Genomic DNA, 24,043 nt, shown 5'->3' with positions numbered 1-24,043 from the left:
TATAACGATACAATCAAAAACATTCATGCTTTACCTCCCTATTCATTTCTTTTACTGTTTTACCAACCATCAAAGACCTTTTATATCTACAATTAAAACAAAATAATGATGTATACGTAATTTATTAATCTATATCTACCGCAAGTATCAGTATTGATTTATCATGATAAGATTTATCAAATAGTATTGATTCTTAATCTTCCAAATGAACAAGAACTTTTCCGAACCTTCCCCCCATTCTTAGCGAGATTTCATCTTCATAAGTTTCACGTAAATATTCTTCAGATTTTCTAAGTAACTTTTCTTCTAATGGAATTCCATATTCAATAAACCAATCTGTTAAATTGTCTACTGCACTATCTACATCTATTTTCACAGTTTTCATCTGTTTTTCAATTAACGTTTGATAAGAATAACCTCTTAGATAGAGTAATTGTTGCAGGTATGCCATATCAGAAGAACCTATTTCTCTTGGTTTTAAACCTATATTCGGCAGCAGTTCATCCATTAAATGATTTTCTTTTGGACCAGCCATCATACTTATATAGCAATATTTCTTTGCACAACTTAAAGCTTTCTCCACCATATCCCAATCCTTTATAGCTGGACACATTGATGCAAAAACGAGATCATACGATTGGTTATGTTTATCTGTTGATATTACCTCAAAAGGTTTTTGAATTACTTCCACCTGAACCGAATAGTGCTTTGCGTTATTTTTTAACATTATAGCCAAGTCAGGGGAAGGCTCGATGGCTGTAACTTTTGCTCCTTTTTCTACAAAAGGGATACTAAATACTCCAGATGCAGCACCAATGTCCAGAACAGCCATATCCTTAAATGAACCAACCTGATTTTCAATCCAAGTCAAAATTCTATTACTGCGTTGTCTGCCTTCATAGCTAAACGAGTTTTTATCGTAAGATTTCGCCCATTTTATGAATTCTTCTGCTTGAAAATCACCCTGACCTAATCTTTGCATAATTCTAAGAGAAGTGTTCGGATCATGATTCCAAGCAGTCTTCCATACTTGCTGTTTAAATAAATTCTCTTCCATTAGAATCCCTCCTCAATTGGACTACAATTTTAAGGATATTAAAGATATTTTATATCCTTGAATGTGGTATAGAAGACAACGTTTTATGTCGTTGTCCTATCTAAAATCAAATCCGCAATGGTTTGTTTTCTTAGTTCTTCTTCCATTTTTTCTTCTGATCTCAACATAACTTTTTGAATCGGGCAATGAGATCCGTGATCAAAGTCACAATCAAACAATGAAGACTTCCCCTCAATTGTATAAATAATATCGAGAAAAGAAATGGATTCCCACCCTTTTGTCAATGAGTATCCACCGTTAGCTCCTGATGCAGAAGCAACCATTCCTTCTTTAACAAGCTTAGTTAAGATCTTAGATAGATAAGTAGGTGAAACTTTTTGCTGTTGTGCAAGTATTTGAACACCAATAGGTTTATTTGAATTTGACAATGCTAAATGTAACATTGTATGGAGAGCATAATTAGTCGCTTTAGAATACTTCATTGTTTTCAACCTCTCTTGACAATAATAGACTTCAAGACTCTTTAATATCCATTATAAGTCGAATAAAATGATTGTCAAGATAAAGCAGTTTTATTCCACTAACCTGCCCCGTTTCTACCATAAGGAGTTCAACATAAAAGTGCGTTAATCTTTCCAAGGAACTAAGCACTCTTAATCAAACAATCAATTAATACAACTCCACCTTAACAGCAATAGCTCCGTATTAACCCCACCACATAGCAGTAACAAAAAAAGACCAACAAGAAACTGGTAACCCAATTATGAAAATTACAAACGAAAATACTAATGTGTGTTTTGTTTCTTTTTGTATCTTATTTTGAATAAAAATGAATAGCATCGAGCTTATGATGACTTCCTCATATTGTATCGGGAATAAGTGGAGGTTGTAATGTTGTTGTGGCAATAAAATTGGAAAGATACAGAAATACAAACATAAAATAATGTTGACGTTTATATTCCTATATCTTGCTTACTAATCTGCATTCCTGTTGACGGTTTTTTGTAAAAGTTTGCATTAAACTTCTTCATAATCTAGCTTTATTAAGTAGTGATCGTTGGTCAATCTGATTTTGTGTAAATTCTTTTAGTGATGGTTCAGTTCCAAAAGGGAAAAGTTCCTTCAGTTCCTCTGTGTTATATTCCGCATAATTTTGTCTTCCCAATGTCTTATATCTTATTTCAAATTCTTCTTGGAATCCAGGCATCTTTGTTTCCGAAGGTGACTGTTTCATGCCAGATATCCATGTTTCTAAGTCATTCATTCCTCTATCAATGATACCGCATAGATCTTCCAATGACTGAGTCAACTCCCTCAAACAATCCAGTCCATTATATAAAATAATTCCATTTTTCTTAGCTTTTTCAATAGAGTGTTCAAATCTGTAAAAATTCTCATTGTAATGAAATTCAACAAAGCAGCTAGTACGTTCCCAATTGAAATTGTAATTTTGAATCTTTAAACGTTTCATAACATCAGTAAGTTTTTTTTCATACAGCCTTTGCTCATTATTTGGCACCCATTTTAATAAATTTTTTGTAAGAAAATTTTTCTTGAGCATATCGTCACCTTCCTTGTATATTCGACTAGTGTTTCGAGACAATGACCTTATAGTAATCATTTCTAGAAAGTGGACGAAATTCCTTTAATAATCGTTTTATATTTATCGACTATTTTTTCAATATAATTTGAAATAAAAATGGTTTAATTGTCTATTCTATTTTTGTTTTTTTGAGATCGCCTTGTCTAACTCTTGCACCCGTTAGTTTAAAGAGAATATTTGCGTTATAAATGTATCGAATCTACTTTTTAATGGCTCTGTTATATTTAAATGTTGATTTTTAATCAATAGTATAGAAACCTTGTTTTTCAATGTTCTCTTAATTTTCAATATAAAATTAAGAGAACATCACTCGTTATAAAAAGAGTCCCACATCATTTTCATTTGTTTATAACGTACTTCTCTCATTTCATTGATTAAGCGACCATCAACAGTTGAGGAAGGTTCAACATAGCGTTTTCGATAAGAATGCTATACGTTTGATCACCATCTAACAAAGAAGCTTTGAAAGATGGTTGCTCCCAAGTGCCTTTAGAGCCTTTTGCTACTTGCGTTGAAATCTTGTTTATTCCTGCAAAGAACTTGACCTTGTTTAGATTCGCTGGATTGCGTTTCTAAATTTCCAATACCCTCAATCCGAGTTAGAGTACCTGATACATAAATATATTTCTCTAATACCCAACCGCCGTCCCCTTTGTTACAATATTTTCTATTTATTATACTTTAAAAGTAACAATAAACAGGAAATTTGATTAACCCCTTTTGTATGATTAGCAGCAATCCTTACGAAAACAGCCTATCAAAAAGAACGAACTCTTCATCAGGAGTTCGTTCTTTGGTTGAATCGCTTCTATTTAGTTCATGAACTGTTTAATGTTCAATTCCTGAAATGCCGAAGCATCCAGGTCCAGAATGAGTAGAAATCGTTGGACCGCCTTGTATCCACTCTATATTTTCAAAGCCGTTTTCCTTTGCCATTATCTCCATATTTCTTTTTATGCGTTCATCAAGTCCGAGAGAATAGACTAAATTTAACTGTTTTCTATCAATGTTGTATTGGGTTAAGTAATCATGCATAAGTTTTTTCGCAACGTTGTTCATATTCCCATGATATTTTCGAGTGGGTACGAGCTTTCCTTCGATTAATTCAATGCAGGGCTTTATTTTTAACAGCGTCCCTCCAATAAAAGCAGCGTTACTCACCCTTCCACCTGCCCGCAAGAAGTCTAAACTATCGGGAATGAAAGCTAGCCTTGTTTTAGGGAGAATGGATTCTATTTTTTCTATTAGCTGAAAATGGTCAATCGTTGGGTCTTCCTCAAGCACCTTGGCCGCATACATCACGATGGTAGCTAATCCTCCTGTTACATTTAGTGTATCGATTAGGAATAGGTTTTCAAAATTTTTTGCCGCAATTACCGCACTTTGAAAGGAACCAGATGATCGTGACGTATACCCTAGGTGAATAATCATGTGATTGGGAAAGTCCTTACTAATTTTCGAAAAGAAATGATGATATTCATATGCATTCGTCGATGTTGTAGAGGGGATTTTTTTAGTACGACTATAATAATCATAAACTTGCTCAACGGAAAGCTCGCTCTCTAAATAATCCTTTCCATCTATGATGACATGCATAGGTATTTCTTGAATTTGATATTTTTCAATTAGATGTTTTGGTAAATCTGCTACACTTTCTGTAGAAAATACAATCTTGCTCATAGTGCATCCCTTTCAACTATCGCAGCCATTCCTACGTACAAATATTTTGAGACATTATAAATATACACAAAAAACACCGAAAATAAATGTAGTAGGATTTAGAAATAATTTCACACATACGGTAACATACGGTATAATGATAGCTTTGTTACGAATTGTCCCCCAGATTCCTGAATCACAGACTCTGCTTAAAGGGCTCAATAGTCCACCTAATTCTACTGAAAAGGATGGATCACTATGATTATTATTCACGCACACCTTCAAGTAAGACCTGATCAAGAACAAGCATTTTTAGAAGAAGCTAAGTCACTTCTGTCAGCAACTAGAGCAGAAAAGGGGAACATTAGCTACGATTTGATGAAATCTACTGAACAAGATCATCTATATACAATGGTTGAAGTTTGGGAAGATGTAGAAGCTACTAACATCCATAATTCAAGTAAACATTTCACTTCATTTACTCAAAAATCACCAACGTTCATGGCTGCACCAATGGACCTGAAAGTGTTCAGCGGTCAGTCTGTCCAATTATAATTTTTTATGAAATAGATAAGACCCCAAGATTATTCTCGGGGTCTTTTCGTTATAGTGAGCGTCTATATAGTTCAATCATTTCTGTAACCAGAAGTGTAATCGTATCTACACTCATGATCTGGTCTTCTGCATGCATTAACATAAGCGAAAACTCGAGTTTTTCCCCACTCGCTTCTCTTTGAATTAAAGAGGCATGCATCTTATGACCTTCGACAAAGAAGTGTTTTGATTCATTCAATTTTTCTTCTGCGGATTCAAATTTTCCTTCTTTTGCTTCATAAAGCGCTTCTATGACTAAACTTTTAGCCGTTCCTACGTTACTAATAATTTGAAACGCCAGCGTATAGTACTCATTTTCTTCTAATGACATGGTATCCCCCATCCTATCTTTATCACTTGTTGTCAATTAATTGCAATGCTTGATCAAGGACCTTTTCACCGTTCATCATCCCGTAATCCTGCATATTAATGGGTGCTACCGGAATATTTTTGCCAACTAGTTTGGACTCAATTTGGCTTTGCATATATTTGACTTGCGGCCCTAATAATAAGACCTCTACATTTTTCTGTTCAAGCGTATAGTCAATCTCTTGCGCTGATTTAGCAAAAATATCTACTTCGATTCCTCTGATTTCAGCAGCCTTTTCCATTTTCGTCACTAATAAACTTGTACTCATTCCTGCTGCACATACTAACATAATCGTTTTCACTCTTTTTCCTCCTTTAATTCTAGTAAACTAAGTATAACTATATGGACTTTACCGATTGATAGAACGAGCAACCATAGAAACGGTATGCCGAATGCCGCGGATGGCTTTACTCATCGCAAAGATATTTTCTACAGGCGCTAGTCCGGCGTACCCCGCATCACCAATGTGTTGAATATCGACCCCGCACACTTTATTACGGATGGCAATTTGTTTAACGGTGTCTTCATCAGAACTTTCTTGGCTTGTACCAATGGCAGATAAGACAAGGGCGCCATGTTGATGGGCACTTTTCACAATCTTTTTCAATTCTTCATCATCAAAGCCTGGAACAGTCCCAACGGCAGGAACTAAAATAATATCTGCTCCTGAGTCAATAAAGCCTTTTACCACGTCTGCATCTGATACTGGTTCATCTACTCCTGCTCCATGCATTTTCCCTGCAATAATCAATCCGGAGAAATGCTCTTTGGTAAGCTGTATCGTTTTTTGGATTTGCTCATTTGTTACACCTGTGCCGGGATTCCCTGTCAAACAGACAAAATCAAGGCCTAATCGTTCAATTTCTTGGATGGTTTCTAGATTAGCTTGACGACCTGTTGAAATGACTAATCTTTCTTCTGCCATATTGGCTGAATTGTCCACCGGCTCTAAATTCACGCCAATTGGACGGCCGACCAATCGGTGAAGTGCCTCTACGAAAGAACCTTCTTCATTTTCCAATCCTGCAATCTGTGGTGCGAGCACGTCAACGCCATTCAAAAGAATCAAGTCTGCTCCAAACGAACGGGCAATTTCGGCATTGGTGATATCCCCGATATAAGGCTCTCGACCTGCAACATTTTCAGACAGTATTACGCGTCCTTCGCTTGCTTTGATACTTTGCTTCAATTCTGCTGCCGTCATTGCCAAAATCTCTGATGCATTTGCACTAATCAATCGTTTTTTCATGTGTAAACTTCCCTTCCTTTTACGTATCATTAATGGTGAAAGTCCAGAAATATTTTGGACTATTGATCCGGTCATTTTCCCGTAAATTTCGGAATGAAACCAAATAGTAGTTTAGTAATGTATCTACGCCTCTTATTCTTCTGCTTTAAAGCGTTTTTCAACCGCTAAAACGAATGGCAAGTAAAGTAAAACATCCAATAGTATTAAAACAACCTGCAAAATGGCCCCGCTTATATCCCCTGTAACTAAGAAGCCGCTGAAGATTGGCGGCATCGTCCAGGAGGCAGCCGCTCTGGTTAATGGAACGATCCCGGAGGCCATTGCGGAATAAGTGACAACTACGTTTACGATTGGAGCGAGTATAAATGGAATCACTAACATAACATTTAAAACAACCGGAATCCCGAACATGGTCGGTTCATTAATATTGAATAAACCTGGTACAACAGTAATCGGTGCTAATGCTTTTGTTTGTTTACTTGTTTTCTTTTTGCGTGCTAAATAGCCTAAAACTAAAACCAAACCAATCGTAGCTCCGCCTCCGCCTATATAGACGAAGTTATCCATGAAGGGAAGCGTGATAATGTTTTGTAGTTCTTGACCAGCTTGATAAGCCACACGATTTTCATCTAAGTTGGCGATCCATACAGGCTGCATAACAGAGTTAACTACATTTCCTCCATGGATACCAACAAACCAGAATAAACTATTCAGACCGACAACGATGATCGTTCCAAACACGTTATTTCCTAATAATCCTAATGGTTTACCTAAGATTACTTGCGCAATGTCATGTACATTGGGTAAATCAAATGTGCTGAGTACAGAATAAATAATTAACCACATCGTAATAATGACTGCACCTGGAATAATGGCACTAAAGCTTCTCGAAACCGCTGGCGGAACACTTTCTGGAAGTCTAATTTGGATATTCCGATTAATAAACCACTGATAAATATAGCCATTCAGCAAGCCCATAATAATCGCAATAAACAACCCTTTTGCGCCCATATAAGGAATTGGCATTCCCGCTCCAGCGTCAGAAGAAATAAATGGTGTGGCAATAATAAAAGCGGATAACGAGATAATACCTGAGCCGATTCCATCTACATTAAACTGTCTGGTTAAACTGTAAGCAATACCAAAACTGGCGATTAAACCAATTAAACCAAAACTACTATCCGTCCCCTTCCATAAAAAATCTGCAATGCCCATTTTACCTAACCAGGCTTCCCAACCTGGTGCTGGGAAACTAGCTATAATCATAAAAAGTGAGCCAATAATAATTAACGGCATGGCAAACGTAATCCCATCTCTTATCGCAATCAGAAACTTGTTATTGCCTAATTTCCCAGCAATCGGCATCATTTTATTTTCCAACAGTTCATTCACTTTGCTCACTTTTTTTCCTCCTCTATCTTTAATTACCTCTTTTTTATAAATTATTACTAAATATAATTAAAAACCCCCTTTATCATGTTTATTAGTTATTTATTATAATTAACATTAATAAATGTAAGCGCTTTTGTCAATACTATATTCTGAATATTTTAGGTTATTCAGATAATCATATTGATTTTTACTATGTATTTAATTATAATTTATAATTAATAGAGATAAGAAAGGGACTATAATGACACTTACAACGAAACAAAGAGAATTACGCAGTAAAGTTTTAGATCAAATTTATGTTAATGGACCGATTTCACGAGTAGAGATTTCAAAACAGACGGGGATTACCCCTGCTACTGTTAGTGAGCTAACTGGATCGTTAATGACTGAAAACCTTATTTATGAATTAGGTGAAGACTCTTCTGAAAATAACAAATCGGGACGTAAAAGGATTCTCTTAGATATCGCCGCACGTCACAGTTTTTATATTGGAAGTGAGCTATCCGAAAAGTACTTTTCCTTTTGCTTAAGTGACAATACCGGAAAAGTCTTTGCAGAGAAGGTCATTACGTTTAAGGCTGGAGACAAAAATGAGGCGTTAACAGAAGTTCATTTTATAGAGGAATTAAATCATTTTATTCATTGTTATCACAGCTATCAACCAAAAGCTGTAGGGATTGCATTGCCTGGACATTTTAATCATAAAAGTAAGACCATTTACAGCAACAATCCACACTGGAAGAACTTTAATCTGGGAATTCTAATCGAAAATGCAGCATTACCCATTTACTTTAAAAACAATGTTCATTCTATGGCTAACGCAGAGAGATTATTTAGTGAGAATAATACCGATGAAAATTTTATTTTCTTCCATGTCGGCAGAGGAATGTTTTGTTCTTATATTTATGAAGGGAATACTTATGGCGAACACAAATTCTTAGTAGGTGAAGTGGGACATACGATTGTTCACCCAGACGGCGAACTGTGTGAGTGTGGTAAAAGGGGCTGCTTACAGACATACGCGAGTGAAGCTTGGATTATCAAAAAATCCCGAATCCTTTTTGAAAGTGCAAATACAACTTTTTTAAGCCAATTAACGCCAGATACACAAAGTATCTCAATTGAAACGATATTAAGTGCCTATAAAATGGGGGACGAAGGTGTTACTGCCATCCTTAATAACGCGATTAAATACCTGTCTATTACAATCAATAATTTACCAATGGTCATTGATACAAATAAAATCATCTTACATGGAGAGCTATTTAATGAACCGGCATTGACCAACCTGCTTAGCCGTTATTTAAATCAAAACACGATCCTCCTTCCTCTCAGCCATACTTGGGACATTGTATTTAAACCCTATTCCAATATAAATGGAGCTCTTGGAGCCTGCAGTCTCGCTATCTCCAACTTTTTATTACAGGGCAGAGAATAAACCAGTAAAAAGAAAGGAGGCAGTTCAAAACTGCCTCCTTTACTGGTATAATCCGAGTCACCGTAACAATACGTCACACGATTAACATACCGCTATATCACCACTTCTAACCTATTCTTAACTTCTTTAACAATCGTTTCGGCATTCAGTCCATACACTTTTTTCAGGTACTCTGTCTGCCCTACTTGCCCAAAGCGTTCGCGTACACCTATGCGATAAAGTGGGACTGGAAAGTTTTCAGATAGTGCTTCGGCAACAGCGCTGCCAAGTCCGCCGTTTACATTATGATTTTCTGCTGTGACAACCACTCCTGTTGCTTTTGCAGCCTCAATTAGTGTGTCGATATCTAAAGGTTTGATTGAGAACATATCAATTACAGTTGCTTCCATACCCATTTGAGATAGTTGAACTGCTGCTTGTAAACTCTCAGCCACCATGATCCCTGATGCGATAATCGTAACATCTTTGCCGCTGCGTAACACTTTGGCTTTTTCGAAGGTTTCGTTTTCGTCGTACAGCTTCACTGCTTTTTTACGGATGGTGCGGATATAGTGCAGACCGCCTTCTTTATAAGCTTTTTTCAACAAGTACTGAAGTTGGTATGAATCACTTGCTTCATAGACATGAGCGTTTGGGATTTCTCTCACTAAGGCGATGTCTTCAAAAGTCATATGTGTACCGCCATTGTGTTCAGCTGTTACACCGGCATCGGATCCAACGATTACGGCGCTTAGCTTGGCATAGCCGAGGGAAACGAAGAGCTGGTCAAACGCACGTCGAGTGACAAACTGTCCAAACGAGTGAATAAATGGTTTGCGGCCAACAATTGAGAGTCCTGCTGCTATCCCCATCATATTGGCTTCCATAATCCCAACATTCACAAACTGACCAGGCAGCTCCTTCTCTAATCTGCTTGTTGTCATGGCTGAGCTTAAATCTGCCTCTAAGGCAATGACACGATCATCATTCCTCGCTAATTCTAGAATCGTATCCGCATAGGTTTGACGCATTTCTTTATCATCTAGTCTAGCTGAGCCCATCATTGGTTTTCGCCCCCTGCAAGAGCCTTTTCTAATTCTGCCAGTGCCGCATTTATGGCGTTGGTGTCATCCATACTTGGTCGAATATGATGATTATCCACTTTTTCCTCTAAGTAGGAGACCCCTTGCCCTTTTGTTGTATCGAGGACAATTGCCGTTGGTTGACCGCTACGTTTCTTCGCTCTTTGAATCGCTTCATCAATGGCATCTACGTTAGAGCCGTCCACTCTTTCTGCAGCGAAGCCAAAGGCTTTCATTTTCTCTACAAAATCAAACGGATTCATGATATCGATTGTAAGTCCATCTAACTGTTTTTTATTTTCATCTATAAAAACGACGAAGTGATCTAACTTGTGATGTGCCGCAAATTGAATGGCTTCCCAGCATTGCCCTTCATTCAATTCTCCATCACCGACAATGGCATAGGTATAGTTCGAGCGGCCATCTAGTTTATTCCCAAAGGCAATCCCTGCCGCTGCAGATATCCCTTGACCAAGAGAACCCGTGGTCATTTCAACACCTGGAGTTAAGTTCCGATCAGGATGGGATGGGAGCGTTGTCCCGTTTTGATTGAGCGTATATAAGGTTTCTTCTGAAAAGAACTTCTTTAGAAATAGCGTTGCGTAGAGCGCGGGACCACCGTGCCCTTTTGACAGGACAAAGTAATCACGATCTGGATTGTTTGCATCATCCGCATCAATAGTGAGGTGTTTCCCGTAGAGAACCGCCAGCGCTTCGACGATGGACAGGCTCCCCCCATAATGACCGAATCCTACTGCCTGCAACTCTTTAAGGGTATAGAAACGAATTTGTTTGGCGAAAAATTGCAAGTTCGTTTCTGTAACTTGCATGCTATTTTTCCTCCTTTAACGGTTCCTGTTTGATCACATTTTTAGTTCCTTTAAAGTTAAGCCCAATCATAACTGCTAGAATAACTACCAGACTCACCACAATTCCAATTTGACCTGCGTAGTTTGCTAGAGTACCAAAGAAAATGCCCGACACACCGAAATCGGTATCGGAGAATGTAGAGTTGGCAAATCCAAGATCCCCTAACACGGGTAAAAGGAACAGCGGAAGGAAGCTGATAATCAACCCGTTAACAAATGAGCCGGCAACGGATCCACGTAATCCACCCGTCGCATTCCCGATAACCCCTGCGGCTGCTCCTGTGAAGAAATGCGGCACCACACCAGGAAGAATCATTACCGTTCCTGTAAGTCCCATAATGAGCAAACTAACCAGACCACCGGCGAAACTCGAGAAAAACCCAATAAGGACAGCATTCGGCGCATACGTATAGATGATAGGAACATCCAGTGCTGGTTTAGCATTTGGAACAAGTTTCTGTGATATCCCTTTGAATGCTGGGACAATTTCTGCCAGCACAAGACGCACGCCAGCCAGAATAACAAACACCCCAGCAGCAAACGTTCCCGCTTGAATTAAGGAAAAGACAAGGTAGTTCGTTCCGTCACTCAAATTCTCTTCAATATAAGTCGGTCCTGCGAAAAGAGCGACAATTAAGTAGATGACAACCATCGTTAACGCAATGCTAACGGTGGAGTCACGAAGAAAGCCGAGTCCTTTTGGAAAATTGATATTCTCTGTCGAACGAGAATTTTTTCCTTTCACAAGCTTTCCAACGATTCCACTGGCTGCATACCCAACCGCACTGAAATGACCGAGTGCCACATTATTGTTGCCCGTCACTTTTTGCACAAATGGTTGAACGATGGCTGGAGAAAGCGTCATAATCAGCCCAAGAGCCAGACCAGCCGTTAGAATAAGCCAAAACGAGGTAAAGCCTGCTACTGAGAAAATCACCGCAAGCATACATGCCATATACAGGGTGTGGTGCCCCGTTAAGAAGATATACTTAAACGGCGTAAACCGTGCAATGAACACATTGAAGACCATTCCGAAGAACATAATAAGTGCCGTACTTGAGCCATATTCAGTGAGTGCGATGGCCACAATTGCTTCATTATTCGGGACAACACCGCTTACGTTAAATGCCTGTTGAAACATTTCACCGAACGGCGCCAGTGCCCCCGACAAAATACCGGCTCCCGCTGAAATGACGAGAAAGCCCACAAACGTTTTTGTTGTTCCTTTCAACGTATCAGGTAGATTTTTACGCTGTGCCAGTAATCCAATTAGAGCAATTAACGCTACAAGGATCGCAGGTTGACTTAATATATCCACAATTAACTTTAGGAACCCATCCATTAACCTTCCCCCTCACATAAACTTATAGTTTGTTATTCTCTTTCATAACAGCCGTTACTTTCTCCCTTAGTTCATCCATATCGATAATCGATTCTAAAACAATGACATTCCCTAGATGGTCGCCGCCCTCGGCAATATCCTTCGCCAAGAAAAATACATCTGCATCTCCTGCAGTGGCTGAGCTTAAATCAGAATGACTAACCTCAACATCCTTGATTCCTAATTCACCTAAAATTTGTTGGATATTCATCTCCACCATAAAGCTTGTTCCCAGTCCTGATCCACATACGGCTAAAACTTTCATCCTAATTCCTCCTCCTTTTTAATAAACGCATATAATTCTTCATTACTTTGAAGCTCTTTAAATTGTTTAATGGCTTCCTTATTTGATAGAAGTTTAGTAAGTTGTGATAATGCTTTTAAATGTGTTTGACTATCAATGGCTGCTAAACAGATAAACAGTTCTACAGGATACTGCTCATTGTCTAGTAAATAAACAGGTTGATTAACCCGTAAGAGTGACATGCCTACTTGATTCACGCCATCCTCTGGCCGAGCGTGCGGGATCGCGATTCCTTTTCCGATATAGATATAGGTCCCATTTTCTTTTACTTTTTGCACCATTGCTTCTATATAACTGTTTTCGATTGATCCATTCTTCCTAAGTGGTTCAGCGGTAAGACGAATCGCTTCTTCCCACTTAATTGGTTCATTGGTAATTTGCATCATATCTTCCGTTAATAATTCTGAGAGCATCGGTTGATAGCTCCTCTCTGGTGAAATAGTGGACCAAATCTTCGAAAATAACGCTTCATACAGGGCGGTCTCATCTTTTACCGTTGTGTAGCGTTTAATCGTCGTCATAATACTCTCCATCGAAATATTCCAGGCTACAAGCTCAGGCAAATCCCGTTGTACGGCTTGAATCAACTGATTTTTCTCGACCGCTGAAAGCAATGGAGCAATAATATGAACAGGTTTCGGACAAACAAGCGGCACGGTCGAAAAGACAATATCAAAACTTGCTGAATCGATACTCATAAATTCATCAACTGAGTAATTTTGCGTTAATGTTAACTTAGGAAAAATCTGTGCAAGCTGGGCTTTCATCATTAAGGATGAACTAATCCCATTCAAACAAACGAGAATGGCTCGATATGTTTTCGAATGTTTCACCTTTATTTGACTTCCAAAATGAATCGTAAAAAAGCCGACCTCTTCCTCAGATATAGGTTGTTTCGTTCGAATGGCGATTGGCTGAAGAGCTTCCTTTACAATGGAATATAGTTCAGTATGCTGTGCTTTAATTTTATCCACCATTGGATTAGAAATTGGTACTCGAAATTGAATCCGATAATACGCTGGGACGAGATGCTGATAGAGAGTCCGTTGCATTTCTTCTCTGTTAGGTATTTCAACTAAGGTTTGTTTTTCAACGCGATCCATTAATTCCACGGCCATATTTTCCAGATACGAATCGATCCAATCGGTCATGGAGCCCTGAAAAGCAGCTAGAAGCTGGATAGTAACAAATGTCGCCTCTTCCGTATTTGGCTGCTGAAACAAATTCTCTGCCAGCATCCTTCCTATTTGATAATAAGGATGCTGCGTAATAACCGACAATTGCTCCTCCGTATACAGGATTGTCTCCTTACGTTGTCTTACCTGAACAAATGCCAAGTAATAGGCCAATTCTTCTAGGCGATCCATCACATATTGAACCTGATTTTCCTTAGCTGTTTTTTCTAACAGTTTACTAATTGCTTCAACGTTAAACTCGACCCTCCATTCTTCGAAAAGTCTTCGAATCGCTTTCTCAGCAAAAGGAAAAGGTAAAAGCCGATTAATGGCAATGGAAGCTAATCTGCGCTTGTTTTCTTCAACGCCCCATAGATGGTAGCCATCTAAACGAGAGTAGAGAAGATCGATTTCTTCCTCTTCACAAAACGATCGAACCTTTTTGATATCACTTAAAGCAGTATTACGACTAACGTTAAGGATTAATTGGTAATGCAGATTGGATACCGGCTCTTGCCGAATAAAGGTATAGAGGTATATAAGGTAGATTCGCTGTTCTTCTGTATAGACAAGTTTCGTATCCGAAATCACTTCAAACGGTACGGACTTTAGCAATGAATCTGGTACATTCAGATTCATGCCATCTAGCTGAACAATTGGTAAATCTAATTCTTCTAAGCCATCATTCATCTTCTTCAAATCGTAATGAAACTGTCGGTTCGATAATTTCATTTTCCGTTTAAGCTCTTGAACATTTTTCTCTGGATAAGAGAGGAGTTCCTCTAAAAGTTGTGAAGATCGATAGTCAAACATACATGTATGCCTCCTCTATGTTAATAGTATAAAGCGCTTTCAATCTAAATATAACAACTGTTGAGTCCAAATGATGTGAAGATTTTTGAAATTGATTGGGTTGAAGTTTTACTTTATCACCTTACCCCAACTATGTATCACTAGAAAAACTTCTTGACGATAACAAATCCATCCGCTATACTCAATTCTTGTGAAAAAAAGGAAAAGGATGGGGATTAATGAAAAGACTTCTTACGGCAGCTATAGCAACCTCCATGCTATTATTGTCAGCATGCTCAGACAACAATGATTCAAAAGAAGTGGAAGCAGAAACAAAGGTTTCAGCAAAACCAACCACTGCGGATGCTACGATTAAAGGAAAAGATTACGATGAAAATGGCGGCGCGGACGCTTATGCTTCTGCTGGTGACCATGCCGATTCTCGTTACTATAAAGCACCTGATTTCTTTAACTTGAAATCAAATGATCAATTACTAATGATTGAAAACTATCAAACCATGCAGCAAACAACCGAATGGTCTTGTGGACCTGCTACAGCATTAATGGTGGCAAATCATTTTGGGGTAACTGATTTAACCGAAATGGATATTGCGAAGCAAATGAAATCGATGACGGACTTAGACGTGAAGGATGCGTTGCCAGGAACAGCGAATAACTTCCCTGAATACGGTTCAAACGTAACACAACTCTATGATTTCTTTACTAGTTTAGAAGGATTTGAAGTGGTGGATACAAGCTACCGTGGAGAATACAATGACTCTGATCTAATTCAAGAGAGTAAAGAAGTAACCGAAAACAATGTAGGCAACCTGCCTGCTGCTTTCACGTGGAACAGCCTGTATGCATCGGAAAATAGTGAAACAACTGAAGCTTGGGTTGAAGATGCAAAAGACAGCTATTTCGTGAAATGGCTGACAGATCACCTGTCAAACGATCGTCCAATCATGGTTGAATGGGGCGATTGGGATGGCCACTGGCAATCCATTATCGGATATGATAATAACGGCACACCAGGCATTGGCGATGATACACTAATCTTCGCTGACCCATACGATACATCTGATCACGCACAAGATGGCTATTACTTCTACCCATTAGAGCGCTGGTTTGGCCAATGGAATGACCGCAACATCGCACCAAAACCATTCCAATTGCAACCTTATATTGTTGTAGATAAAAAATAACCTAAACGAAACGGCAGCATCCAGTTCCATGGGTGCTGCCGTTTTTTATTAACCTGGTATTCTATCCTTTCCACTCTATCTCGAATTGACATCTCCAAATAAATGGGTTATATTTCATAATCAAATTAGAAAGGATGTACTAGATGATAAAAAAACAGATGCTAATGTCAGTCGCCACACTGGGAATGATTGCCTTAACAGCTTGTCAATCTCCCGATAAACCCACTAACGTCAAAGAAAAGCCCAAAACAGAACTATCTGAAGAAAACACAAATGAGGAAACGCTGCGTGCCTCCGCTATCAAAAAAACGATCTATGGATACTATGAAACCATGAACACGTTAAATGGTGAGGAGATGTTTTCATATCTAGCCTTAGATGGCGAGCTTAAAGAAGGATCTGATCAATCAGCTATAAGCATCCTACAAGAGGAGTTAGATGAAATAGAAGAAGAGACCCTTGTTGAACAGTACACCCTTTTGGAATCAGACAAGGATTCAGCTAAGGTAAAAGTATCGCTACTTTTAGTAGAACCTAACTTATCTAGAGTAGAAGTATCCGAATTAATCCTTGAAGATGGAACTTGGAAGATCAAGTCTGGCAAATATTATGACTTGGTCCTTCAAAAAATGCAGTACTAACAGCCATTTCTATTTATGTTTGAGTTTAAGAGCCTTGATCGCTGCTTCTGTTGCCTCAGCAATAAGCTTGTCATTATACTCAGCCTCTTTCTTATCACGACTGGAAAGGACAGCTAGAACAATCGGGTCTCCTTTTACTGGCCATATAATCGCAATGTCATTTCTCGTACCATATAATCCTGCCCCAGTCTTATCAGCCACTACCCACCCTTTCGGCACTCCAGCACGAATGAGTGCATCTCCAGTCGTATTTCGTTTCATCCAATCTAGTAGAAGTTCCCGTTTCTCCGCTGAAAGGGTGTCACCTAATGTGTAAGCTTGAAGACTAGCAGCAAGAGCTCTTGCTGTGCTTGTATCATGCGTTTCGCCGGGATTGACTTCATTTAAATCCGGCTCATATCGAACAGGGTTGGTCACCGTATCACCTATTTCCTCCAATGCTTGTTTAAATCCAGCCGGTCCCCCTATTTGGTTAAGGATAAGGTTTCCTGCTGTATTGTCACTGTATCGAAGTGAAGCATCAGAAAGCTCCTTAAGCGTCATTCCCGTATCCACATACTTTTCTGTAATGGGATTATAATTAACAAGATCCTCACGAGTATAGAAAATTAGTTGATTTAGGTCTTCAATTGAATTCTGTTGTAAAAGGGCCCCGACTGCCAGCGCCTTATGCGTAGAGGTATAAGCAAAACGTTCATCTGGGTGATAGGCTACGGTACGGTTTGTCCCAGTATCCATTGCAAAGACACCCAGCTTAGCATCATACTTTTCTTCCAGCTTCGCAAACTTACTTTCTGGTTTTTGCGGTTTAGGATCGTGATGATTTGAGAAACCTACAAGCGCGGCACAGGAAAGAAACAGGACAGGTACTACTTTTCTAAATGATAATTTCATTAATTTCAACCTCTCTTTCTTTTATAGCAAGTACATAGATTAAGTCACCTTTTTTTCAATAATTAGTATATTTAGATTCTAACAAATACACTTATCTTATTCTTCATCCGTTAGTACCACTAACTTATTGTCAGGGTATGAATAATATAGCCCACAAACCCACTTGATAAAATAGTGTAAGTAATAACATATCTATTTCGAACAGTTTTCTGTGAAGATTGATAAAGTAGTTTTACCGTAAGAGTAGAAGCTAGTATGGAAAAAAGGGGTGCATAGACAAACACTAACAGGATAAAAGAGGCTCCACCTGCCATATCTTCAATGTCAGTAAATGACCAAACTGTTACACAATATAGAAACCACCAGTTAAAAAAAGTAGTAAGACTAAATAGAAAATTTCTCACCATTTACCCCCCTCCATTCGATAAGGAAATTAGGTTAAAGCCTATGGATATGTGTTTGATTAAACGAATCTGCATATTTACACTATAACCTAATAGACAATCCAAAAAGATATGTGCTGCTCAGATATCATAAGTAAATATTTGTTTGAAAAATATAAAACTGCAGAGGAATTTTAGCACAGATTATGACAATTACAACAACCCCTATTATAAATAGGGCATAAACTCTCCAAATGGACAATTTATGCTTTGTTTTACTGTGATTTCTTGGTACTCAATGAAATGATTTATGGAAACGGCAGAATTCTACTACAAATCTTTAAACTATCAACGTTCATAGAAATCCGTTAAAATCTACCAACACCTATGTGCTGTCAATTACAGTCTACAAATAAGGAGAGTGTCGCGAAGGTGGAATCATCAAATTATGTTAAAATTTTAATGGAACGTGTAAAGGAGGAAAAGGAGAAATGACAATAAAAAAATTTCTATTATTGGCCTAGGGGCATTAGGGGTTTTGTTTGGAGATCATTTATCTAAGAAGATGAGGACAGAGGATTTACGAATTATAGCTGATCAAGATCGCATTTTGCGATATGAAAGCGAAAAGCTTTATAGTAATGGAGAACAGTGCAAATTTCATTATGTTACACCAGAAGAAGACTGTGGTCCAGCCGATTTGTTGATTATTTCAGTTAAATTCAATGGGTTAGAAAATGCTATTAAATCGGTAAAGAAACATGTCGGAGATCATACAATCATTATTTCCCTTCTGAATGGAATTACAAGTGAAAACATTATTGGTGAAACGTATGGAATGGATAAGGTATTGTATTGCGTGGCACAAGGTATGGATGCAGTAAAGGTTGGTAATGAACTAACCTACGAGCATATGGGTATGCTCTGCTTTGGTTCAAAAGAACCTGGTGTCATTTCACCAAAAGCAAAAAAATTGGCGGAATTTTTCGAACAAATGGATGTACCTTTTGAGTTAGATACTGATATGTATAGAAGACAATGGGGTAAATTCATGCTAAATGTAGGGGTTAATCAAACGGTGGCTATCTATAAGAGTAACTATGGCGAAATTCAAAGAGAAGGAAAAGCCAGAGAAATGATGATTGCAGCCATGAGAGAGGTCATTGCTTTATCGGAAAAAGAAGGAGTTCAGTTAACGGAAAAAATCTGAGTTATTGGTTGAAAGTATTAGGGACATTAAGTCCAAATGGCAAACCATCTATGGCTCAAGATGTTGAAGCGCAACGGTTCAGTGAAGTCGAGTTATTCGCAGGAACTGTTATTGAACTGGGAAGAAAATATCAAATTTCTACCCCTGTCAATCAAGAACTATATGACAAGATTAAAATGATTGAAACGCGCTATTCTGTTCAGTGATGGTAGATTGGACGGAATTTGATAAAGAATGAGAGTGTCTCATATTTAGAGATTGCTACATACTCCGCACGAAAATGTTGAATAACTTATATTAGAATAAGGCAGTCAGCCCTCTTGGGGGTGCTGCCTTTTAAGTTTTTAGAAAAGGAGTAACGAAACTGACACACGAAGTTGGTATTCATAAAATCCATTTTCTCTTGGCTCCAAAAGAAAAAAGCGATTACCCGGTATAGGCATCGCTCTCAACTATCTTTACAAAGTCATCAAGCGTAGTTGAATACTTGATATAAATTCGTGGTAATAGATAAAGTTGGTCTTTAATGCCCTTCTCAGCAAATAATTCAGGAGTGGTCGTAAGTCCAAACAAATAATATTTCTTCGTTTCTCCTAGGACTTTGTCATTGACCTTTCCGTATGGATACGCAAGAACATTAACTGGTTTGCCTGTTATTTTTTGAATTTGATCTTTGGACCCTTTCAGTTCATATTCATAATTTTTTATTTGCGTCAAATCAGGATGTGTAGCAGTATGAGATTGGATTGAAATCATACCGGAATCGGCCATCATTTTCAAATCCGATTTCGATAATCGGTTGGAACGACCGATAAAGTCAGAAATAACAAAAATGGTGCCACTTGGTTTAAAACGTTCGGTTGCTAGTTTTTGAAAGATTGCAAATGCATTCAGATTGTTTTTGTACCCGTCATCAAAGGTAATGAAAATGGGTTTATTTACTTTATAAATGTCTTGCCAACGATCAAAAGTTAATAATGTGTAGCCATGGTCTTTTAAATAAATCATTTGTTTCTGGAAATTATCAGGAGTTACATATAAATCCTTAGCTCCCTGCCCAGTAAACTCGTCAATCGAATGATAAATTAAAATAGGTACTTTGCGTTGAGCAAAAACTTGTGATGGAAGAATTAAGACTAGCAGACATAGGAAAAACATTACACTCTTTTTCATGAAATTCCTCGCTTTGCATTCTTTTTATATCTTAGAATTTAGTATGCCTTCAAAAGCCTAATTCTATGATGAGTTCTCCCATATTTGATTCTATCTCCAGATCAATGGTTTCTTAAAACACTAAAGAATGGAGTCATTGCGCTACAATGCAAATTCCTATACTCCATCATCTGGTTTAATTTCCATTCCAGTTAGCTCATTTGCAACATGTTTACCTTGGAATTCAAAATAGAAGTATTCTTTGAATGTGTAAAGTACCTTCATTTTCTTTAGGTTAGATTTAGATACTTTATAGAGAGTGTACTTAATCGATTTCTAGTTGTGTGTTCTCTTTTTCAATGGTATCTTCAATCTCTTTAATGGATTCAGTTAAACCATCGAGTTCTCTTAATGCTTTGTTTAACCGATATTCACCTTGTTCTTTATGTTGATAGGTTGATTGTTTTTGATTTCTTCTGGCTTCAACATGGTTTAACTCCTATTCTAATAAGGGTTTTTAATATTAGTGACGTCTATTCTAATTACGGAATCTTTAATGTTAAGAAATCTGTACTCAATTTTTCCCGTTTGAAACATAGTTTCACCGCCGTTTTTCATTACCTTGTCTAAATGAATATTAAGAATACCTTCTCTATCTTTAATGGGAATGTCTTGGTTAAAAACGGATGTGAAGAAAGCTAAAGCTATATTTTTAAATTCATTAATTTCTTTATCTTCCGTTAAGTTCAATCCAGCTAAATATAGCTTTGAGAACTTTCTTGAATTAGGAGATAGTGTACCGCCTATTACTATTTTATCATTTGGGAAAGCCCTTGCATCATAAGAGCTGTCTCCAAAAGAAATAGAATGGTCAATCTTTAAACCTTTGAAATATTTATTATAGCGATACGCTAATACTGTGGGGTCGAGGGAGTCATCAATGATGTGGGTTTTCGTGGTTGCTTTGTCTATTTGTTTCTTGTGTCGTTGTCTAGCTTTTTCTTTTTCTTGTTCTGCTTTTACAATTGATTGTTCTTTTTCTTTCGCTTTCTCATATCTTTCACTGTTAGCCGAATCTTCAATAAAGGTGCTTCCGATAATAAAAAATAGTCCCAAAGCTATAACAGCGATGGCACCCCACATTGTTTTTGCTTGCATGAAAATAAGCACTTCCTTCATGTAATAGGTTCTGCATTCCCTTTTACTGACCTATGTAATTTTTCATTCTTTATTATTTTTCAACTTCATTTTCGATTAAAGCCTTTGGATATGTGTTTGATTAAATGAATCTTCATATTTCAATCCAAAACCTAATAGTCGATCCAAAAAGATATGTGCTGCCCAAATGATTGATAGCATAAGTAAGTAATCGTTTCCAACGTACAGATAACTTCCTGCTAAAACCAACGGTAAAAGAAAACTGTGTCCGACATTATAAAGACTTGCTCCTACTTTCTTGTTCACCATATAACCGATCATGGTACAATCAGGGACGAACAATAGGACGAAAAATATCCCAACGGGAAAGTCTAACTGAAGATACATATATAAAGAAAGTGCAAAAGCTACACCGTTTTCCATACGAACTAATTGGTTATTTTTCATTGTAAACTCCACTGATCAATTCCTCGATTTCATTTTTATTTTCAATATATTTCTCTTCTTTTACGAGTTCCTTAATCGTTTGCAAAACGATTACTGCTTGTTGATAAAACTCAATTTTATCCTCAAGTTTCGAAATTTTTTGATCGAATACCCCTACTGAAGCTTTGTTGCATTCAGGTGTGATAGATTCAGCACTTAATACTAATAACTGTTGAATCTCTTTTATGGAAAAGCCTAATTGCTTTAATACAATAATCAGCTGCAGCTGTTTTTCACTTTCTTCATTATATTCCCGGTAACCATTTTCTCGTCTTGTTGGTTTCAATAAGTTCTCTTTCTCGTAAAATCGTATTGTATCCGCTTGAATTTGATATTTCTCAGCAAATTGTTTAATTTTCATATTTTCCCACCCCCACTATAACCATAACATTGGAGTTAACTCTAAGGTCAAGAGTAAAATAAAATAAGATGAAAACAACGGGCTTGAAATACACTAGAACGGGTAATTGATTAAGATAAACACTATACTAAGAAATAGTAAGTTGAAAGAAGTGATTTAAACATTGACCAAACAACAGAAAATAAAAAAGGGATATCTCATTATCCTATTTTGCCTTTATTTAGCTGGATTAGTTTACTTCATGTTTTTCGGGTTTGGACGTTCAGACCTCGCAGAAACTCAAGAATATCGGTATTGGCTGATACCAGATCGGATTCCTTTATGGGTTCCCAGGTCTTTTTCAATAGAAACTATAAAACTATGGATCTTTGCTCTTGGTAACCTTTTGGCATTTGTTCCATTTGGAATACTTGTGCCGATGGTATTTAAAAAGATGAATTCTTTCATTAGGTTTATTTTCTTGTTCGTAATTTTTATTTTTTGTATGGAAATCCTTCAAATGGTCACCTATTTAGGAAGCTTTGATGCAACAGATATTATGGTAAATACCATGGGCGCAGCAATTGGTTTCTGTTCATACAAAATAAGTGAACGGATGAAGACATCAAGAACAAAACGTGTCTCGATGGGCGTGACTATTGTGGGATTATCTTTGGTGTCGTTCTTCATTGCGAAGATATTTAACGATAAAGTTACACCCTACATTGAAAACATTTTTGGACTTTTATGAGGATTAAGCCAATTACATAAGTATAAGAAAAGAGCCATGTATGGCTCTTTTCTTATTTTTATTCTGCAACAGTTACCTAGTTGTCCTAGCCAAGGCAACTCTCCGATTATGTTTATTCGAATAGTTGAACATTCGGTTCTCGATTCAAAACATATACAAGCATGGCATGCAGCTGACCCCGGTGATGATAGAAATGAGCCTGCGTATCCAGAAGCCACTCATATCGGGAATGAACAGCGCCGAAAAAGGAAGTGGTTACCCGCAACAACTCCTTTTCCTCCAGTTCTACTAAACTCTCTCTTAGAAATGAGTAATTATCTCTCAGAGTGGAAACAATGGCATTCAGATTCATTTCCGGCTCTGCTTCCTCATAATACCGATCCAGTTCCTCCTCCGAGGTCCCTAAACCGATAAGGAAATCTGCTTTACATATAACCGACATGTGCGCCAGTAGTTCACCAATTGACCATTTTTCTGGATTTGGTTTGATAGTAAGGTCTTCGTCGCTTAACGTATCCATCAGTTTGATAACAGAATCGACAGCCATATCCATCTGTTTGATGATTGCCTTACAATATATGTTCAACTTGTCTCTCCTTTTTATTTAAATAATCAGCTAAAACCATCTTATTGACGTCAAAAATCAAATTTATCATTTGGCACATCTAATGAATGTCCATTAATCTCAACTGTATCATTGTCTGTCCAAGAAATATTGGCCGCCTCTTCTCGATAATTCCAATATATAGTTTTGGTTTTTTTATTGCTGTTATTAAAGACCAACTCGCCGCGAACAGCATATGCCGTTGTAGCACCTCCGTTAGTGACATAGGTTTTAACAGTGTATTTGCCATCAGCCGATGTCTCATCTGTAAGATA

Annotated in this window: 26 protein-coding genes and 1 pseudogene; 6 read left to right on the top strand and 21 right to left on the bottom strand. The window is 37.6% G+C overall.

The genetic code is table 11. The annotated features are described in order from the left end of the window. Positions 1-193 precede the first annotated feature (193 nt). The 4 genes from WYK_RS21060 to WYK_RS21045 all read right to left on the bottom strand — a co-directional run bounded on the left by WYK_RS21060 (position 194) and on the right by WYK_RS21045 (position 4,340). Complete coding sequence (locus WYK_RS21060; protein WP_040376398.1) at positions 194-1,057, bottom strand: class I SAM-dependent methyltransferase; 864 nt, start codon at positions 1,055-1,057, stop codon at positions 194-196. 83 nt (positions 1,058-1,140) lie between these two features. Next, positions 1,141-1,539, bottom strand: coding sequence for an Rrf2 family transcriptional regulator (locus tag WYK_RS21055; RefSeq protein WP_040376397.1), 399 nt, complete (start codon positions 1,537-1,539; stop codon positions 1,141-1,143). 545 nt (positions 1,540-2,084) lie between these two features. Continuing rightward, positions 2,085-2,618: a hypothetical protein gene (locus WYK_RS21050; RefSeq protein WP_040376396.1), complete on the bottom strand. Its 534-nt coding sequence runs from the start codon at positions 2,616-2,618 to the stop codon at positions 2,085-2,087. Between the two features lie 870 nt (positions 2,619-3,488). Beyond that, positions 3,489-4,340, bottom strand: a complete 852-nt coding sequence (locus tag WYK_RS21045; protein WP_040376395.1) for a DegV family protein — start codon at positions 4,338-4,340, stop codon at positions 3,489-3,491. Positions 4,341-4,577: 237 nt separating this feature from the next. Here WYK_RS21045 and WYK_RS21040 point away from each other — a divergent pair, with 237 nt between their 5' ends. Continuing rightward, a complete protein-coding gene (locus tag WYK_RS21040) occupies positions 4,578-4,874 on the top strand; it encodes a putative quinol monooxygenase (RefSeq protein WP_040376394.1) in 297 nt (98 codons plus the stop codon). A gap of 49 nt (positions 4,875-4,923) precedes the next feature. Here WYK_RS21040 and WYK_RS21035 read toward each other — a convergent pair whose 3' ends face one another. From WYK_RS21035 to WYK_RS21020, 4 genes are all read right to left on the bottom strand, one after another. Further along, positions 4,924-5,244 (bottom strand): PTS lactose/cellobiose transporter subunit IIA, encoded by a 321-nt coding sequence (locus tag WYK_RS21035; protein ID WP_040376393.1) that lies wholly within the window; start codon positions 5,242-5,244, stop codon positions 4,924-4,926. A 22-nt stretch (positions 5,245-5,266) separates the two neighbouring features. After that, positions 5,267-5,584, bottom strand: coding sequence for a PTS sugar transporter subunit IIB (locus tag WYK_RS21030; protein WP_326238890.1), 318 nt, complete (start codon positions 5,582-5,584; stop codon positions 5,267-5,269). 48 nt (positions 5,585-5,632) lie between these two features. Further along, the gene (locus WYK_RS21025; protein ID WP_040376392.1) at positions 5,633-6,532 is read right to left on the bottom strand and encodes a DUF7916 family protein; all 900 of its coding nucleotides are present in this window, start codon (positions 6,530-6,532) and stop codon (positions 5,633-5,635) included. A 132-nt stretch (positions 6,533-6,664) separates the two neighbouring features. Next, a complete protein-coding gene (locus WYK_RS21020; RefSeq protein ID WP_040376391.1) occupies positions 6,665-7,933 on the bottom strand; it encodes a PTS sugar transporter subunit IIC in 1,269 nt (422 codons plus the stop codon). 232 nt (positions 7,934-8,165) lie between these two features. Between WYK_RS21020 and WYK_RS21015 the strand changes: the two genes are divergently transcribed. Further along, on the top strand, positions 8,166-9,362 hold the full coding sequence (locus WYK_RS21015) for an ROK family transcriptional regulator (protein WP_040376390.1): 1,197 nt from the start codon (positions 8,166-8,168) through the stop codon (positions 9,360-9,362). A 92-nt stretch (positions 9,363-9,454) separates the two neighbouring features. Here the strand turns inward: WYK_RS21015 and WYK_RS21010 are convergent, their stop codons facing one another. The 5 genes from WYK_RS21010 to WYK_RS20990 are packed head-to-tail and all read right to left on the bottom strand — an operon-like array spanning position 9,455 to position 14,965. Next, positions 9,455-10,405, bottom strand: a complete 951-nt coding sequence (locus WYK_RS21010) for a transketolase family protein (RefSeq protein WP_152526526.1) — start codon at positions 10,403-10,405, stop codon at positions 9,455-9,457. Further along, positions 10,402-11,253, bottom strand: a complete 852-nt coding sequence (locus WYK_RS21005; RefSeq protein WP_040376389.1) for a transketolase — start codon at positions 11,251-11,253, stop codon at positions 10,402-10,404. The genes WYK_RS21010 and WYK_RS21005 overlap by 4 nt, the downstream gene beginning before the upstream one ends. 1 nt (position 11,254) lies before the next feature. Beyond that, positions 11,255-12,634, bottom strand: coding sequence for a PTS ascorbate transporter subunit IIC (locus WYK_RS21000; protein ID WP_040376388.1), 1,380 nt, complete (start codon positions 12,632-12,634; stop codon positions 11,255-11,257). A gap of 22 nt (positions 12,635-12,656) precedes the next feature. Further along, positions 12,657-12,938, bottom strand: coding sequence for a PTS sugar transporter subunit IIB (locus tag WYK_RS20995; RefSeq protein WP_040376387.1), 282 nt, complete (start codon positions 12,936-12,938; stop codon positions 12,657-12,659). Then, the gene (locus WYK_RS20990; RefSeq protein ID WP_040376386.1) at positions 12,935-14,965 is read right to left on the bottom strand and encodes a BglG family transcription antiterminator; all 2,031 of its coding nucleotides are present in this window, start codon (positions 14,963-14,965) and stop codon (positions 12,935-12,937) included. The genes WYK_RS20995 and WYK_RS20990 overlap by 4 nt, the downstream gene beginning before the upstream one ends. Positions 14,966-15,183: 218 nt before the next feature. Between WYK_RS20990 and WYK_RS20985 the strand changes: the two genes are divergently transcribed. Together WYK_RS20985 and WYK_RS20980 are read left to right on the top strand one after the other, a co-directional pair. Next, a complete protein-coding gene (locus tag WYK_RS20985) occupies positions 15,184-16,149 on the top strand; it encodes a C39 family peptidase (RefSeq protein WP_040376385.1) in 966 nt (321 codons plus the stop codon). A gap of 143 nt (positions 16,150-16,292) precedes the next feature. Continuing rightward, positions 16,293-16,790, top strand: coding sequence for a hypothetical protein (locus WYK_RS20980; RefSeq protein WP_040376384.1), 498 nt, complete (start codon positions 16,293-16,295; stop codon positions 16,788-16,790). 9 nt (positions 16,791-16,799) lie between these two features. Here the strand turns inward: WYK_RS20980 and bla are convergent, their stop codons facing one another. Both bla and WYK_RS20970 read right to left on the bottom strand, forming a co-directional pair. Continuing rightward, positions 16,800-17,684 (bottom strand): class A beta-lactamase, encoded by an 885-nt coding sequence (gene bla / locus WYK_RS20975; RefSeq protein ID WP_040376383.1) that lies wholly within the window; start codon positions 17,682-17,684, stop codon positions 16,800-16,802. 119 nt (positions 17,685-17,803) lie between these two features. Beyond that, positions 17,804-18,091, bottom strand: a complete 288-nt coding sequence (locus WYK_RS20970; protein WP_040376382.1) for a hypothetical protein — start codon at positions 18,089-18,091, stop codon at positions 17,804-17,806. A gap of 481 nt (positions 18,092-18,572) precedes the next feature. Here WYK_RS20970 and WYK_RS20965 point away from each other — a divergent pair. Further along, positions 18,573-19,483 (top strand): annotated as a pseudogene (locus WYK_RS20965) (ketopantoate reductase family protein). A gap of 220 nt (positions 19,484-19,703) precedes the next feature. Here the strand turns inward: WYK_RS20965 and WYK_RS20960 are convergent. From WYK_RS20960 to WYK_RS20945, 4 genes are all read right to left on the bottom strand, one after another. Beyond that, positions 19,704-20,450, bottom strand: a complete 747-nt coding sequence (locus WYK_RS20960) for a polysaccharide deacetylase family protein (protein WP_051387810.1) — start codon at positions 20,448-20,450, stop codon at positions 19,704-19,706. A 483-nt stretch (positions 20,451-20,933) separates the two neighbouring features. Then, on the bottom strand, positions 20,934-21,587 hold the full coding sequence (locus tag WYK_RS20955; protein ID WP_040376381.1) for a hypothetical protein: 654 nt from the start codon (positions 21,585-21,587) through the stop codon (positions 20,934-20,936). Positions 21,588-21,683: 96 nt separating this feature from the next. Further along, positions 21,684-22,034: a DUF4260 domain-containing protein gene (locus tag WYK_RS20950; RefSeq protein ID WP_040376380.1), complete on the bottom strand. Its 351-nt coding sequence runs from the start codon at positions 22,032-22,034 to the stop codon at positions 21,684-21,686. Further along, a complete protein-coding gene (locus tag WYK_RS20945; protein WP_040376379.1) occupies positions 22,024-22,434 on the bottom strand; it encodes a MerR family transcriptional regulator in 411 nt (136 codons plus the stop codon). The genes WYK_RS20950 and WYK_RS20945 overlap by 11 nt, the downstream gene beginning before the upstream one ends. Positions 22,435-22,597: 163 nt before the next feature. On the opposite strand from WYK_RS20945, the gene WYK_RS20940 reads away from it, so the two are divergent. Further along, a complete protein-coding gene (locus tag WYK_RS20940; RefSeq protein WP_235782577.1) occupies positions 22,598-23,164 on the top strand; it encodes a VanZ family protein in 567 nt (188 codons plus the stop codon). Positions 23,165-23,276: 112 nt separating this feature from the next. Here WYK_RS20940 and WYK_RS20935 read toward each other — a convergent pair whose 3' ends face one another. Continuing rightward, a complete protein-coding gene (locus WYK_RS20935; RefSeq protein WP_040376378.1) occupies positions 23,277-23,750 on the bottom strand; it encodes a DinB family protein in 474 nt (157 codons plus the stop codon). Between the two features lie 50 nt (positions 23,751-23,800). Continuing rightward, positions 23,801-24,043, bottom strand: a 243-nt coding sequence (locus WYK_RS20930) for a DUF5412 family protein (protein ID WP_040376377.1), incomplete at its 5' end; no start/stop codon positions are given.

The sequence above is a fragment of the Peribacillus psychrosaccharolyticus ATCC 23296 genome, from assembly GCF_000305495.1.
GTDB classification, from domain to species: Bacteria; Bacillota; Bacilli; order Bacillales; family DSM-1321; genus Peribacillus; species Peribacillus psychrosaccharolyticus.
This window is presented reverse-complemented; position numbering and strand designations above follow the sequence as displayed.